The sequence below is a fragment of the Nitrobacter sp. CN101 genome (genome assembly GCF_055390255.1).
The window spans coordinates 2,606,622-2,620,689 of sequence record NZ_AP038833.1 but is presented as its reverse complement, the minus strand read 5'-3'; the positions used below and the strand labels follow the sequence as shown (position 1 = coordinate 2,620,689).

The window sequence follows — 14,068 nt, the reverse complement described above, 5'->3', positions numbered from 1 at the left end:
CTCGCTCGCGTGCAAAAGATTCGATGACAGGCGGGAGAACACCGCGCGGAAGCGATGGGCGAAGACGCTCAGCCCAGAGATCAATCGGAGTGTTATCGTTGGCCGGACCAGCGGTCCTAGAAGGCAAGCCTACCGTCATGCGTACAAAGCGGCCCAAATCCCGGAATGAGTACGTCTGGTCGGCGCCTGTCTGAACGGCCAACCCACCAGAGGCCGTCAAATAAACATCGCAACACTGACCTGCGACGGCACAACCTTTGACATAAGGATAGTCGATCGCGCCGCCGAAATGCTCGACGACCGCGTCAAGAAGAGGACTAGACTTCGAATTCGGCATTGGGCTGCAGGCCTTTCAGCGCCGCTGCCGCAGCGCATGTGATTTCGGTAGCGAGATGGGGATGGAACGATGCTGCGTGCTTGCCGCAGGTCTTCGGTGCATAGCTTCGAAGTTGTCCGTCGGGCATCCGTCGTAGTTCCAGATTAAAAATGCGAAGGTGCCGATCGACCTCAACGTCGAAATAGGCAACAACCCTCGCCCCGGCTGTGGGCCGGATGCTGAGTATTCGTAATGTGGTGGATCCTGGTTGGTGGTCAGATGCACCCGCGGCCTAAAGGCCGGTCGTGCTGGGTCAGAGCTAAAGTCTCGCAATCAAACAATTTTAGCTATCTGCGAAAAATTGTCTCAGCGATTACGAGCTAAAGTGCCGACGTCGGTTAGAGAGAATCTCTTCATGCCCGTCTTACTTGAAGACCACGGGTTGCCGCTCGTTCAGTTAAAAGAGCGGCGTCGCGATTTGATCGTTGCGCTTATGGGGCGACATGGCCCGGTGTCGGAACGGGAGATAGCGGAAATAGCCTCCCTCCAAAATGCAATCACTGCCCTTGAAGCTGTTCTCGACGACCTGGACGCCGAGGCGGAGGCTACATTTCGCGAACGCGCGGCATAGTCAGTGGCTGCGGTGCTCACGCCGCAACCTGCTTGCTGGAGGGGCGGTCGTCGTTGTCGTTGGCGACCGTGCAGCCTCGCGCCCAAACATCGAGATCGGTGGTGGAATACACAATCGCGCGGCCAAACCGCATGAACCGTGGCCCGCCGCCATAAATTCTGGCCTTGTCGAGAAAACTCTTCGACACGCCCAAGTACTGGGCCGCCTCTATTACCCTTACGTTTGCCATCAGCGCCTCCCGTTTGCTGGCGTTACCCCCTTAACTAGGGGTCCACGCGCAATTCAGGTAAACAACATGTGGCGGATTGCTCAGCCCGACGAGCCGGTCGGCATGCTGGCTACAGTGTGGCTATAAAATTTATAGCCACCAAACCGATATCCATGTAAGTCTTTGATTTTATTGGTCGGAGCGAGAGGATTTGAACCTCCGACCCCTAGTCTCCCAGACTAGTGCGCTAACCGGGCTGCGCTACGCTCCGTGCCGTTACGGCCACGTTTCCATTATAGCGTTTTCAAGCGAAGTGATACGGGGTCTTATAAAGAAAATGCGTCAACACAAGCTACGGCTCGCCCTCGCTGAGTGCGTCGTCCAATAGTTGCCTGCAGGCAACAAGTTCAGCCAACACATCCTTTAGTTTCGTAAGCTCGATCGTGGTGGCGCCCACGCCCGGAATCGCACCACTGTCGGGACCGGACCAGAGCACGTCGTCGAGATCGTGCCGTAGCGGCTTATGCACACCCGGCTCGCGCGCGCGCGACGAACTGTCGTCGACATCCTCGTCGTCGTCTGCGTCCTCGGTCTCGTAGCCGGACTCGTCCTCCTCATCGACTGCGCCGAGAGTGTTGCGGATATCGTCCTCGATCGCGCCGAAAGCCGCGGCAGACGACCCTTCGGTCAGACCCTGCACTGATTTGATGCCGTGCTCTTTCAGAATCCGTTGCACGCCGCGGATGGTGTAACCCTCGCTGTACAACAGATGGCGAATGCCGCGAAGCAGATCGACATCGTCCGGACGATAGTAGCGCCGGCCGCCACTGCGCTTCATCGGCTTGATCTGCGAGAACCGGGTTTCCCAGAACCGCAGGACATGCTGGGGGATATCGAGATCGTCGGCGACCTCGCTAATCGTCCGAAAAGCATCCGGTGCCTTGTTCAAAGGCTCGCTCCTCTGCCAATCGTGCCCCGAACGCCGGTTTAGTCGGTCTTGGCGCCGGCGCCGTTGCTGTTGATCCGCTGCTTCAGAATAGCCGACGGCTTGAAAACCATCACGCGACGCGGAGAGATCGGCACCTCGGTGCCGGTCTTGGGATTGCGGCCGATACGCTGGCCTTTCTTGCGCACCATGAACGATCCAAAGGATGACAACTTCACCGTCTCGCCCTTCTCCAGGCAGTCGGTGATCTCCTTGAGAACGAGTTCGACAAACGCAGACGACTCGGTGCGAGACAGTCCTACTTTTTTGTAGACTGCTTCGCAGAGGTCGACGCGCGTGACTGTTTTTCCGGTTTCGGTCATCGCCTGCCCCAAGCTCCCGGCGAACAATTTGTAACTGAAATTAAGAGTTTAACGGCCCAGGGTCAACCTATCACATAATGCTTTCGCATGATAGATGACGGGATTGGGCGACGGCTTCGATTCAAGTCCTACCATCGCACGAGGGCCGAGCCCCAGGTAAAGCCACCTCCCATCGCCTCGAGCAAAACCAGATCGCCGCTTTTGATGCGTCCGTCTGCGACCGCGACCGACAATGCCAGCGGAATAGATGCAGCGGAGGTGTTGCCGTGGCGATCGACGGTCAGGACGACTTTTTCCGGCGCGATATGCAGCTTATGAGCTGACGCATCGATGATTCGCTTGTTGGCCTGATGTGGAACGAACCAATTGATATCGTCCGCGCTCGTTCCGGACGCATTGAATGCGTCGACGATAACGTCTGTAATCATGCCGACGGCGTGTTTGAACACCTCACGGCCTTCCATCCGCAGATAGCCCACGGTCCGGGTCGAGGATGGTCCGCCGTCGACATACAGTTTTGATTGATGGCGGCCGTCCGAGCGCAGATGCGTCGTCAAAATACCGCGATCCGAGGGCTTGCCCGGCTGCTCCTGGGCTTCCAGCACGACCGCGCCGGCCCCGTCGCCGAACAGAACGCAGGTCCCACGATCGGTCCAATCCAGAATTCGCGAGAAAGTTTCCGCGCCGATCACCAGCGCGCGCTTGAACGCGCCAGAACGAAGGAAATTGTCGGCGGTGGCCAACGCAAACACGAACCCGGAACAGACGGCCTGAAGGTCAAAGGCGGCACCGTGAGTAATGCCGAGCCCGTTCTGAACCGCGACCGCCGTCGCCGGAAACGTATGGTCCGGCGTCGACGTCGCCAACACGATCAGGTCGATCGACTGCGCATCGATGCCGGCATGAGCCAGCGCAGCATTCGCCGCATGGATGGCGAGATGTGACGTGAACTCTCTCTCCGCGGCAATGTGGCGCTCGCGGATACCGGTCCGCTGGACGATCCACTCGTCCGAGGTATCAACCTTGCTGGCCAGTTCGGCATTGGTCAGCACCCTTTGCGGCAGATAGGAGCCGCAGCCGAGCACGACCGAACGTATCGCAGTCAAGAGATAGCCTCCTGCACTGCCGACGCCGAAGCAAGGGGATGGCCGTGGCGATTGAGCGTTTGATTGATCTTGGTCAGGAGATCGTAACGGACCATCTCATAGCCAACGTCGACCGCGTAAGCAAAGCCCTCGGCGTCGGTTCCACCATGACTCTTGACCACGATTCCGTTAAGTCCGAGGAACACGCCGCCATTGGATCTGTTCGGATCCAGCTTTTCCTTGAGCGCCTTGAACGCGCCCCGGGCAAGAAGATAGCCGAGCTTTGAAGCCCATGTTCGCGACAGAGCCGCCCGCAAGAATTCGCTGATCTGCCGCGCCGTTCCCTCGGCAGCCTTCAGCGCGATATTGCCGCTGAAGCCCTCCGTCACGATAACGTCCGCCACCCCCTTGCCGATCCCGTCGCCTTCAACAAAGCCGATGAATTCGAGCTGCGGCAGTTCCATCGCCCGCAGCAGTTCTGCAGCTTCCCGAATCTCCTCCCCGCCCTTAATTTCTTCGACGCCGATATTGAGGAGGCCGACCGTCGGCCGTTCCAGGTCGAATAGAACGCGTGCCATGGCGCTGCCCATGATCGCAAGCGTCATCAGATGGTGCGCATCGCCTCCGATCGTGGCGCCGAGATCAAGCACCACGGAATCGCCGCGCATGGTTGGCCATATCGCCGCGATCGCGGGGCGATCGATGCCGGGCAGCGTCCGCAGATTGAATCGCGCCATCGCCATCAACGCGCCAGTATTGCCGGCGGACACCGCAACGTCGGCGTCGCCTTTCTTCACCGCATCGATCGCGAGCCACATCGATGAAGTCTTGCGGCCGCGACGCAGCGCCTGGCTCGGCTTTTCGTGCATGCCGACGGCGACATTGGTGTGGATGACCCGGGATACCGCCCTCACCGCCGGATATGCAGCGAGTTGCGCTTCGATCAGAGCGTTGTCGCCGTAAAGCAGAAACTCGGTGTCGGCATGACGGTTCAGGAAAATAGCAGCGCCCGGAATGACCACCGATGCGCCGATGTCGCCCCCCATGGCGTCAAGCGCGATTCGAACCTTTTTCGGCATGGAAGTCCCGGAAACCCTGATCTTTTGAAGTCTTGAGACGCGCGGCCAAACACGGACGGCAGTGCGCGGTGCTTTATCCGGCGCGGCCGCGACAATAACGTGTCCCCGCCTCGATACAATATCCGAAACCCCCGATTCCTGCAGTTTTGCAAGTTAAAACGAGACATCAGGAATTAGATAAAACTACTTATTTTCAATGTTGTTGCTTTGATTTTCTATAAATTACATCCAGAATTCCGTCCTTAATCGCGCTCCGGTTTCTTCTTTCCGGGCAGGCTCGGATCGATTTTCAGCTTCTTCAGAGCAGCGAAGGGATGATCCTCAGGATCCGCCGCGCTCGCAGGCGCGACGAAAACGGCATCGGATTTCCGCGGATACGGATCGATTCCTAGAAACAGGACGTCGGTCGCGAGGCGCCCGAGGTCAATGACACCATTGATGATGGGGTCGGGGGAATCCGGAATCTCCCTGACACCGTCGTCATCATTGACGGGCGCGGCGAACTCGCGAATCTGGCTTTCCGGTACAAAGATGAGGTCGACCTCCTCGACGATATCGTTCTCAATCTGATCGAGGGACACCACGCAGGTCTGTCCGACACGCGCCGATACCCTGCCCTGCACATGCACGCTGTCGTCGCGCCCCGGAGTCAGATCGAACGACGCCCGGGCAAACTCGATGTCGCGCAAGCCGGCAGTCTTCGCCAATGCCATACGCACATCCTGATCGGCCTCGATATCACGATGAAGGCCGGTTTCCGGAATCTGCGCAACCGCGATCCGCGAGCTCCAGGGGTTTGGAGCCATATCCGACCTGTCCTTGGCGATCATGCCTGCTCTTTCATTTCCGTTGTGCGAGGTCCGGAAACCGCAAGTCTCCCGTCGGCGTCGCGTAATCACCACAAGCGAGCGCGGCGATCGCGTCCGCCGTATAGGCGGCAAGCCGTCGCGCGCTTTCGATGTTCCCGCCACTATAGATATTCTTGTCGAGCGCTTGCGCCAACGGCTCGGGACCCTCGGCCAGGGCTCGATCGTAGGCGGCCGAGCGACCATAAAAGGCCTCTCCGAAGGCTTGCATGCGCTTCGGAACGCTTAGATCGCCAACGCCCATCTCGCGCAGGTTGGCGTCCATGTCGCTGCAGAAATGATCGAACAGGGCCTGCGGAAAAGCCTCGTCAGGCCCCGACCTCAGTTGCCGAAGGACCATCCACAAATGCAGCAGGACCAGATCGAAGCGGCCATTCACGGAGTCCGGCACTCCATACACCTGATAAAACACGGGCTCTCGCGCTTGCGCCACGATCGTGCCATAGATCGCTTCAATGGTGCGCCGCGGCGGCGCGGGGAACTGTTTTTTGAAGCGATTGAACGGCCAGCGCATGTGGGTACCGAAAGACTGCCCGCAGGGGGTCCGTTGTTGCAATCAGGGACCGTTGCCGGGTACGTCAACCGCGCGCGCGATGCAAGAGGATGAGGTCATCCCGGAATGACAGTGTCAGTCCCGAAGAAAGCACCCGGATACGCCGCGACGCGACGGCCTCGTCTGCGCGCGACACTCGCTGCCACGCTGGTGTGTGCGGTCATGGCCGGCTGCACCGGCGAGACCTTTCAGAAGGGCTATATCCTCCCCCCCGGCGCGCTCGAGCAAATCCAGATCGGCGCAAGCCAGGATCAGGTGCTGATCGTAATGGGAACCCCATCCACGGTCGCGACGCTGAACGGCGAGGTGTTTTATTACATCTCGCAGCGCGCCGAGCGGAAGGTCACCTTCATGCAGCAGAGCGTCATCGATCAGCGCGTGATCGCGATCTATTTCGACAAGAACCGCCAGGTAACCCGGCTCGCCAATTACGGCCTGAAGGACGGCAAGATCTTCGACTTCATCAGCCGCACCACGCCAACATCGGGCCAGGAGATCAGCTACCTCGCGCCGCTGTTTAAACTGCTGAGCGCGAAGTAGCACATCCTTAATTAATTCGGACCACGTCCGCTCCAGTATCTGCCGTCACCGCCGGCCCATGACGTCACCATCCACCGACTTGATGGCCGGCGGATTCCATACGCCGGTCAACGCCTCCGATTTCGGCGCATAGAGACGCATGGTGAGGTTGAACGGGCCTTTAGGCGCAGGCAGCCAGTTGACTTCGTGATCGCTGCCGGGATTTGCGTTCTGGATGTAGAGCGTCAGCGACCCGTCGGCGTTGCGCTTGAACGGCATCCAGCTACTCACCGCAAAGCGATTAGCCGGATTCTCAACCTGGAAGCCTTCGTTATCGTACAGGGTGACTGACCAGAATGCGTCGACCGGCGGCACCGCGTCTTTGGCGAAGTGGATGGTGTACTTGTTTGCACCGTCGAGCGGCTTGCCGTTTTCATCGCCAACGCTGAGCGGATAGATCGCATCTTCCGGCAGATTGGCACCAAGTCCAGCCTGAGCCACGATTGCACGCTTCAGATAATAAGTCCCGTAGACACCCATCGTATCAGTATTCATGGACCAGTGGTTTGCTACGCGCGCCAATGTCGGGAGCTTCCATGCCATCAGCTTTAGACCCTGTGCCGGGGCATCTTCGATGGCTTTGCGTGAGGTCGCATCAACTTTGGTAATATCGAAGCTCTTGCCCGGTTCGAGGCCGATCCGCTTCATGCGCGCGACGATCGGTTCATCGGTGATGTGCGGCGGGTTGACTTTGAGCAGTTCGGCTGCATACGCAAAGAACTTATCGCCCGCCATCGTATCAACCTGCTTCTTCGGCGGAGTCTTGACATCGACGCTGGGGTCGATGGTTTGCGCGACGGCGACCGGGGGCTTTCCCCATCCCGACAGCGGCGTGATCTTGTAGCCCTTCTGCACTTCGTGGACGGAAGCATAGTCGGCGGGACCATCCGTCCTGGTGCGGCCGATTATCCAGACATGAGGCGTCGGCGCATTGATGCGCGTGACACCCTCCGGCACGCTTCCATTCCAGCCCGGAGGCGCAACCAGGAAATTGGCCGCCTTGGTGCCTGTCGTGCGCGATCCTGGCGACGCAAACACATCGGTCCACATGTCGAGCATCGGCAGCAGGTAGTAGCGGCCGCCGGTATCCGGAACCGAAACGATCATGGGCTCGCTGGTTAGATCCAGCCAGGCGCTCGAGTACAACGTGTCAAAGTTGGGTCGCACCACTGCCCTCATATCCGCAGTGGGGTAGGCCTGGACATTATCGAAAGCGTTGGGAGGACCGCCGATACCTCCGGTCTTCGGATCGGAATTGTTGAGCTGCTTGCGCGTCACATCCATCGTCACGAGCGGATAGAAGTAGACATACGCCTCAGCAGCGATAGCGTGTGCCTCGTCCGCGGAAATCGATTGGGCAGCGCTCGGGGCCAATGTCGAGACCATGAGAGTTAAACCCGACAACACCGCAGCAAGCGACGATAGACACTTCATGGAGTTCCTCCTCAATATCCCAGGACGGCAACGGATGGCGTGGCCAGACAATCAGCGACCGCAGCGTTTTGATTGATCTGGATCAAAGAAGTCCACTATAGGCCATTTTTGACGGTATCGGCGAGGGTTGTGGAATGGTTGACGTCCGCTTGCCCTGAAAGCAACCAGGGCCGGCGTTACGCGGAAGCGTTGAGCGAGATTGTTCACAACGGAATATTGTCATGCTTCTTCATGGGCGCGTCGACGTGCTTGTCCCTCAGCATCGCCAGCGCGCGAGCGATGCGCTTGCGGGTCGAGTGCGGCATGATGACGTCGTCGATGTAGCCTCGCTCAGCTGCGATGAACGGCGACAGGAAACGATCCTCATATTCCTTGGTGCGCGCGGCGATCTTTTCCGCATCGCCGATATCGCTGCGGAAGATGATCTCAACCGCACCCTTGGCGCCCATCACCGCGATCTGCGCCGTCGGCCAAGCGTAGTTCACGTCGGCACCGATCTCTTTTGATGCCATCACGTCGAACGCACCGCCGTAGGCCTTTCGCGTGATGACTGTGACAAGCGGCACCGTACATTGCGAATAGGCGAACAGGAGCTTCGCGCCGTGCTTGATCAGTCCGCCGTATTCCTGCGCGGTGCCCGGCAAAAAGCCCGGCACGTCCACAAAGGTCACGATCGGAATATTGAAGGCATCGCAAAAGCGAACAAAGCGCGCGGCCTTGCGTGACGCATCCGAGTCGAGCACGCCGGCCAGCACCATCGGCTGGTTGGCGACGAAGCCCACCGTGCGCCCGGCAATGCGGCCGAAGCCGGTGACAATGTTTTTCGCGAACGTTTCCGCGATCTCGAAGAAGTCGCCCTCGTCCACGACCTTCAGGATTAGTTCCTTGATATCGTAAGGCTTGTTGGGATTGTCCGGCACCAGCGTATTGAGCGAGTCGTCAGTGCGCTCGATATCATCGAAACTCGGCCATTCCGGAACACCGTCGGTGTTGTTGCTCGGCAGGAAATCGATCAGGCGTCGCATCTGCAAGAGCGCCTCGACATCGTTCTCGAACGCACCGTCGGCAATCGACGACTTCGTGGCATGCACGCTGGCGCCGCCGAGTTCTTCCGCGGACACCACCTCGTTGGTGACTGTCTTCACCACATCGGGGCCAGTGACGAACATGTAACTCGTGTTCTTCACCATGAAGATGAAGTCGGTCATGGCAGGCGAATAGACATCGCCGCCCGCGCACGGCCCCATGATGACGCTGATCTGCGGGATCACTCCCGAGGCCTGCACATTGCGGCGAAAGACATAGGAGTAACCGGCCAGCGCTGCGACGCCCTCCTGAATGCGCGCGCCACCGGCATCATAAAGACCGATGATCGGTGCCTTGGCCTTCAATGCCATGTCCTGGATTTTTGTGATCTTCAACGCATGTGTCTCCGACAGCGAGCCGCCGAACACGGTGAAGTCTTTCGCGAACATGAAAATCTTGCGGCCATTGATGGTACCCCATCCGGTCACCACGCCGTCGCCCGGCACTTTCGATTTCTCCATGCCAAATTCGATCGAACGATGCTCGACGAACATGTCGAATTCTTCGAACGAGCCTTTGTCGAGCAAAATCTCGATGCGCTCACGAGCCGTCAGCTTGCCGCGTTTGTGCTGGGCTTCGATGCGCTTCTCGCCACCGCCACGCTTTGCGGCCGCCCGCCGGGCGTCGAGCGTTTGGAGGATGTCTTTCATGGCCCTGCCTGGGTCTGGTTCAATAAACTTGGACTAGACCCTAACTGCCGTTTTTGAGGCTGTCACCAACAGGCGCGGCGCGGAGACACCCCCACCTATCACGGCGCGCGCGCCGACATCCGCAGCACGAACACCAATACCTCCGCAACAGCCTTATACAATTCGGCTGGAATCTCGTCGCCGAGTTCGACATGCGACAGCGCGCCGGCCAGCACTTCGTTTTCCTCGATCGGGATGTCGTTCTCCTTGGCCACCTCGATGATCTTCGTGCCGAGCGTTCCCCTGCCCTTGGCGACCACACGCGGCGCACCACTGCCTTTGTCATAGTGGAGGGCAATAGCGACTTGATCCTTGGTCTCCACACTCATAGGGCGCGATCCAGAAAGTGGCCGGCCGGCGCGGGCTTCGGCTGCGGCGGCGCGCCCTCGCGGATGATGATATCCCCCGGCTGCAATTCGGCGCCGCTCAATGCCTGAGTGAGTTGCGAGGCGCCGGCGCGCAACCGGCTCGCAGTGGAAGGACGCTCGGCCCAGAGCCGCACCGTCGTGGTTTCCCCGGCCAGCGACACCAGCGCGTGAACCGGCCCTGCGGGTTCAACGTCGACTGAAAATCGTGCGCGCCAGACCCGCGTCGCTGTTTCTGTATTGTGACCGGCGGCGTCGCGCGAAACCTCAAACTGCGCAATGGCCGTGCCGGTTGCGACGGCAAATGGAATCTCGAAATTCCAGCGCGGCGCGGTCTGATCGAGCCGCGCTCCCGCTGTATCGACGCGATCCGGAAGCGAGGCGATCTGCAACAACACCTGACGGGAAATCGCAGCATCAGTATCATCAAGCAGTCGTCGCGCGATCTCTTCCGACGATGCAGCCGATGACAGTCCCGGCAACGCGACGGGTTGCGCAGTTGGCAATGCGCCGCCAAAGGGCGGCGACGGCGTGCTGGTGCGCACGACAAAGACATGGTTCTCGGTGGGGCCGTTCGCTGGCCCATTCCTGAACGGCTGCGTAGCGGCCGCCGGATCGCCGTCGGGTCCAAGCGCCGCGCCGGGATCGTTGCTGGTCCCTCGATTCTGAAGCACCTCCTGCAGAACGTTCAGGGCTGCACCCGCCGCAGCGGCGCGAAGCCCTGCATCCGATACTCGGGAAAATAATGTCTGGTTCGCAGGCGTATCCGGATCATCAGCTACAGCCAGGCGCGCCTGCGGCAGATACACATCCTGTGCGTCGATATCCGGCGACAGCGGCGGCGCTCCCGATGCCATCGGCGAAGCTGCCTGCTGCGCTTGTTGAGATCCTGCGCCCACGGCGGGCGGCGCACCGCGAGACATGTCCCCGACCGAGATCGAAAGCGCCTCGCGGAGCACAAGCAACGCAGCCTTCATATCGGGTAGCGTATTGGCCAAGGCGGCAGGCTGCCCCGTCTTCAAGCCGGCCGCCAGCGAGGCTTCGAGAAAAAGGCCGGAGTTACGGAACGCGGTCTTGATATCGCTCCCCGTAAGACCCGGATCGAGACCGGGCCGCAAAGCGAGCAGCCGGTCCAGAACCTGTCGCACGTTAGGGGGCAGACTGCCGGTGCCGGCGGCTACCAGCAGATTGGCGTAGAGCGGCGAGAGGCTACCTTGTCGCGCCGCCGCCGCTTGCGCCGCGGACGATACCGAGACGGCTTCCAGCGCCGTCAGGAGGGGCGCCGGAGGGGCCTTGGCGCTTGTCGTTGCAGCCGCAGCATCCGACGTCAGCGTCAACGCATCCGCCGGTCCGGCAGCATGCGTACCCGATGAGCCCTGATCCACAACCGCAAGCCGAAGCCCTTGCGCGGTCTGCGAAACCGCCAACCGCAGGGTCTGGCCGACTTGAAGCGGAATTTCCGACAGCACTTCGATCGCCAGATCGGCGATGGCAATACGGACGAGATTGTTGGCCAGGATTCCCTGGACCTTCGCGTCAACCACCCTGCCGGGCTGCAGCACAGCTTCGGTTGCCGCGCCTTGCGCCGCAATGACCGGGAAAATCGGGTTGATCGAGATCGCCATGAAGCCTCGTTTTACCCGTCAGGCTAACTTCTGTGTCTAAACCTCTCCTTAACCGATTGGTCCAGCCCGCGCCCGAAGGACGGCAGCGGCGGCCCGAAAATCGACCAAACGCGACGCCCTCTGGACGGCCGCCTCCTCATCGACCCCCCATTGCTCGCTGTTCCAGTCCTCGTCGACGTGGGCGGCGGCCCAGACCTCGTCCGCATCCAGCCGCCCGGCCATTAAAGCGAGAGCGAGCAGCACGGAGCCGGTCAACGTCGTCACGACATGCAGCGCCCCAACCACCCAAGGGTCTGACGGTAGCGCCTTGCGCGCGGCTGCGACCGCCTGAGCGGGTTGACGGACATGCACGATGCCCTCGGTCAGGATGAAACGTGCTTCCAATGTTTCGGCGGCCCAGAAAAGGACGCGGTCCCAATGTGCGGCTTCGCGAGCCACCAGCGCATCGGGATGGCCGGCCCGATAGAACAGAAGGTCCGTTTCGAGATACTTGGCAATATCCTCAATCACCACGTCGACACGACCGGTCACGCCGTCGATGATGCTGTTGACGAGCCGCGTTAGCGGCATGGTCACGGGGTTGATGACGTCCCTTTGCGCCTCCCATTCCGCGGCCATGGTCTCGGCAATCTCGCGTGCAGGCGCCGCCAGCACGTTACGTGACGGCGTGCGAACCGGCCTGTCGTCGAGCAGGACGGCGAACCCTTCCGGCGTCTCCCTCACGCTCGCGGCGGTATAGAAACGCTTGCGCTGCCCGGCTCGCGCAGAGTTGCGCACCGATTCTTCCGGGTCGAGCGACGAGGAGCCAAGATCTTCGTCAAACAATTCACGCATGGCATACTCTCATATCGCCCTGAGGTCGGCCCCGACGCAACGGCACGGACCTACTCCTCCGGCGCGTGCTCGATCGGATCGAACCGGTCGGCTTCAAGACCGAGCAGATTCCAGGATTGCAACATGTGTGGCGGCAGCGGCGCCGTGACATCTATGACGCCGCCCCGCGGATGCGGAATCACGATGCGGCGCGCCAGCAGGTGCAGCCGTTTCTGAAGACCTCCAGGCAATTGCCAGTTTTCCTTGTTGAAATACTTTGGATCGCCGACGATGGCGTGATTGATATGCGCCATGTGCGCGCGGAGTTGATGGGTCCGGCCCGTGACAGGCTTCAGCGACACCCAGGCGAGCTTCTGCGCCGAGGTTTCCACCACCGCGTAGTAGGTCACCGCGTGGCTCGCGCCCTCGTCGCCATGCGCGGCGACCCGCATGATCGACTCCTCCTCATTCTCTTCCTTGGCGAGATAGGTCGAGATACGGCCCTGCTTCGGCTTTGGCACGCCCGCGACCAGCGCCCAGTAAATCTTGCGCGCTGAACGCTGGCGGAACGCGCCGGTCAGCGCCGTGGCCGCGAAACGCGTCTTGGCCACCAGCAGACAGCCGGCCGTCTCGCGATCGAGCCGGTGCACGAGGCGCGGTCGCTGCCCTTTTGCGTCGCGCATCGTTTCCAGCATCCCGTCGATATGCCGGGACAGGCCGGAGCCGCCCTGCACCGCTAGGCCCGCCGGCTTGTTCAGCACCATGACGTCCGCATCCTCGAACAGCACCATCTTCCGCAGTTCGTCGCGAATCTTTGTGTCGGCCTCGGACAAGTGAAGTGCGGCCTTCGGCGTATCAAGCTTGAGCGGCGGAATGCGGACCTTGTCGCCTTCGCCCACGCGATCCTTGCTGTCGGCGCGCTTGCCGTTCACGCGCAACTCGCCTTTGCGGACGATGCGCTGAATGTGAGAGAATGACAGGCCGGGAAAGCGTGCTTCAAGAAAGCGGTCGACGCGCATGTTGGCTTCATCGGCCGTCACCGCAACAGTCTGGACCTTTGTCGGCAGAGGCGCTGGTTCGGGTTTAGTCGGCTTTTCGGCGAAACATGCAGTGTCGGCCGGCGTACCTGCGCGCTGCAGCCTATCCGGCCGAGCCCCCTGCCACCGCTCGCCCGATGATCGCTCAGCGAGGCCACGGCCTTTCCGGCTCGTCCCTTTTTCTGGACGAGCAACTTTGGCCGAAGCGCTTTTGGCCGAAGCGCCTTTAAGGCGTTCGCTCCCGCGACCGCCGGACTTCGCTAACGGTCGCCTGACTCGCCGGCTCATCGGTTCCTCTAGAATTTAGGTCTTCTACGTGGACTCAACTTTAAGCCTTAATCATATTCGTCTGATCGAGCTTCGAAAACGGCTCCACTTTTCAGATCACGCTCTG

Annotated in this window: 16 protein-coding genes and 1 tRNA gene; 2 read left to right on the top strand and 15 right to left on the bottom strand. The window is 60.4% G+C overall.

The window, feature by feature from the left end; translation table 11 throughout:
* Positions 1–317 precede the first annotated feature (317 nt).
* Complete coding sequence (locus ACZ5IL_RS13225) at positions 318–464, bottom strand: hypothetical protein (RefSeq protein ID WP_464592071.1); 147 nt, start codon at positions 462–464, stop codon at positions 318–320.
* Between the two features lie 267 nt (positions 465–731).
* Between ACZ5IL_RS13225 and ACZ5IL_RS13220 the strand changes: the two genes are divergently transcribed.
* Positions 732–947 (top strand): hypothetical protein, encoded by a 216-nt coding sequence (locus ACZ5IL_RS13220; RefSeq protein WP_464592069.1) that lies wholly within the window; start codon positions 732–734, stop codon positions 945–947.
* A gap of 16 nt (positions 948–963) precedes the next feature.
* On the opposite strand, the gene ACZ5IL_RS13215 is transcribed toward ACZ5IL_RS13220, so the two are convergent.
* From ACZ5IL_RS13215 to ACZ5IL_RS13180, 8 genes are all read right to left on the bottom strand, one after another.
* Positions 964–1,176, bottom strand: a complete 213-nt coding sequence (locus tag ACZ5IL_RS13215; protein ID WP_464592068.1) for a helix-turn-helix transcriptional regulator — start codon at positions 1,174–1,176, stop codon at positions 964–966.
* Between the two features lie 172 nt (positions 1,177–1,348).
* Positions 1,349–1,426: transfer RNA gene (locus ACZ5IL_RS13210), tRNA-Pro, on the bottom strand.
* Between the two features lie 81 nt (positions 1,427–1,507).
* Positions 1,508–2,104: a MerR family transcriptional regulator gene (locus tag ACZ5IL_RS13205; protein WP_464592066.1), complete on the bottom strand. Its 597-nt coding sequence runs from the start codon at positions 2,102–2,104 to the stop codon at positions 1,508–1,510.
* 38 nt (positions 2,105–2,142) lie between these two features.
* Entirely contained in the window at positions 2,143–2,463 is a 321-nt protein-coding gene (locus ACZ5IL_RS13200) for an integration host factor subunit alpha (protein WP_079446363.1), read from the bottom strand.
* A gap of 128 nt (positions 2,464–2,591) precedes the next feature.
* The gene (locus ACZ5IL_RS13195) at positions 2,592–3,569 is read right to left on the bottom strand and encodes a beta-ketoacyl-ACP synthase III (RefSeq protein WP_464592063.1); all 978 of its coding nucleotides are present in this window, start codon (positions 3,567–3,569) and stop codon (positions 2,592–2,594) included.
* Positions 3,566–4,627 (bottom strand): phosphate acyltransferase PlsX, encoded by a 1,062-nt coding sequence (plsX, locus tag ACZ5IL_RS13190; RefSeq protein WP_464592062.1) that lies wholly within the window; start codon positions 4,625–4,627, stop codon positions 3,566–3,568. The genes ACZ5IL_RS13195 and plsX overlap by 4 nt, the downstream gene beginning before the upstream one ends.
* A 242-nt stretch (positions 4,628–4,869) precedes the next feature.
* Positions 4,870–5,457 (bottom strand): YceD family protein, encoded by a 588-nt coding sequence (locus tag ACZ5IL_RS13185; protein WP_464592060.1) that lies wholly within the window; start codon positions 5,455–5,457, stop codon positions 4,870–4,872.
* Between the two features lie 10 nt (positions 5,458–5,467).
* On the bottom strand, positions 5,468–6,007 hold the full coding sequence (locus tag ACZ5IL_RS13180) for a ubiquinol-cytochrome C chaperone family protein (protein WP_464592058.1): 540 nt from the start codon (positions 6,005–6,007) through the stop codon (positions 5,468–5,470).
* Positions 6,008–6,112: 105 nt separating this feature from the next.
* Between ACZ5IL_RS13180 and ACZ5IL_RS13175 the strand changes: the two genes are divergently transcribed.
* Complete coding sequence (locus tag ACZ5IL_RS13175; protein ID WP_464592056.1) at positions 6,113–6,586, top strand: outer membrane protein assembly factor BamE; 474 nt, start codon at positions 6,113–6,115, stop codon at positions 6,584–6,586.
* Between the two features lie 45 nt (positions 6,587–6,631).
* Here ACZ5IL_RS13175 and ACZ5IL_RS13170 read toward each other — a convergent pair whose 3' ends face one another.
* From ACZ5IL_RS13170 to ACZ5IL_RS13145, 6 genes are all read right to left on the bottom strand, one after another.
* Positions 6,632–8,059 carry a DUF1254 domain-containing protein gene (locus ACZ5IL_RS13170; RefSeq protein WP_464592054.1) on the bottom strand — a complete coding sequence of 476 codons (1,428 nt, stop codon included), beginning with the start codon at positions 8,057–8,059 and terminating at the stop codon, positions 6,632–6,634.
* 203 nt (positions 8,060–8,262) lie between these two features.
* The gene (locus ACZ5IL_RS13165; protein WP_464592052.1) at positions 8,263–9,795 is read right to left on the bottom strand and encodes an acyl-CoA carboxylase subunit beta; all 1,533 of its coding nucleotides are present in this window, start codon (positions 9,793–9,795) and stop codon (positions 8,263–8,265) included.
* Between the two features lie 98 nt (positions 9,796–9,893).
* Positions 9,894–10,163 (bottom strand): EscU/YscU/HrcU family type III secretion system export apparatus switch protein, encoded by a 270-nt coding sequence (locus ACZ5IL_RS13160; protein ID WP_464592050.1) that lies wholly within the window; start codon positions 10,161–10,163, stop codon positions 9,894–9,896.
* Positions 10,160–11,824, bottom strand: a complete 1,665-nt coding sequence (gene fliK, locus ACZ5IL_RS13155) for a flagellar hook-length control protein FliK (protein ID WP_464592048.1) — start codon at positions 11,822–11,824, stop codon at positions 10,160–10,162. The genes ACZ5IL_RS13160 and fliK overlap by 4 nt, the downstream gene beginning before the upstream one ends.
* A gap of 48 nt (positions 11,825–11,872) precedes the next feature.
* On the bottom strand, positions 11,873–12,658 hold the full coding sequence (locus tag ACZ5IL_RS13150) for an ATP12 family chaperone protein (protein WP_464592047.1): 786 nt from the start codon (positions 12,656–12,658) through the stop codon (positions 11,873–11,875).
* A 50-nt stretch (positions 12,659–12,708) separates the two neighbouring features.
* Entirely contained in the window at positions 12,709–13,962 is a 1,254-nt protein-coding gene (locus tag ACZ5IL_RS13145; RefSeq protein WP_464592045.1) for an RluA family pseudouridine synthase, read from the bottom strand.
* Between the last annotated feature and the right edge of the window lie 106 nt (positions 13,963–14,068).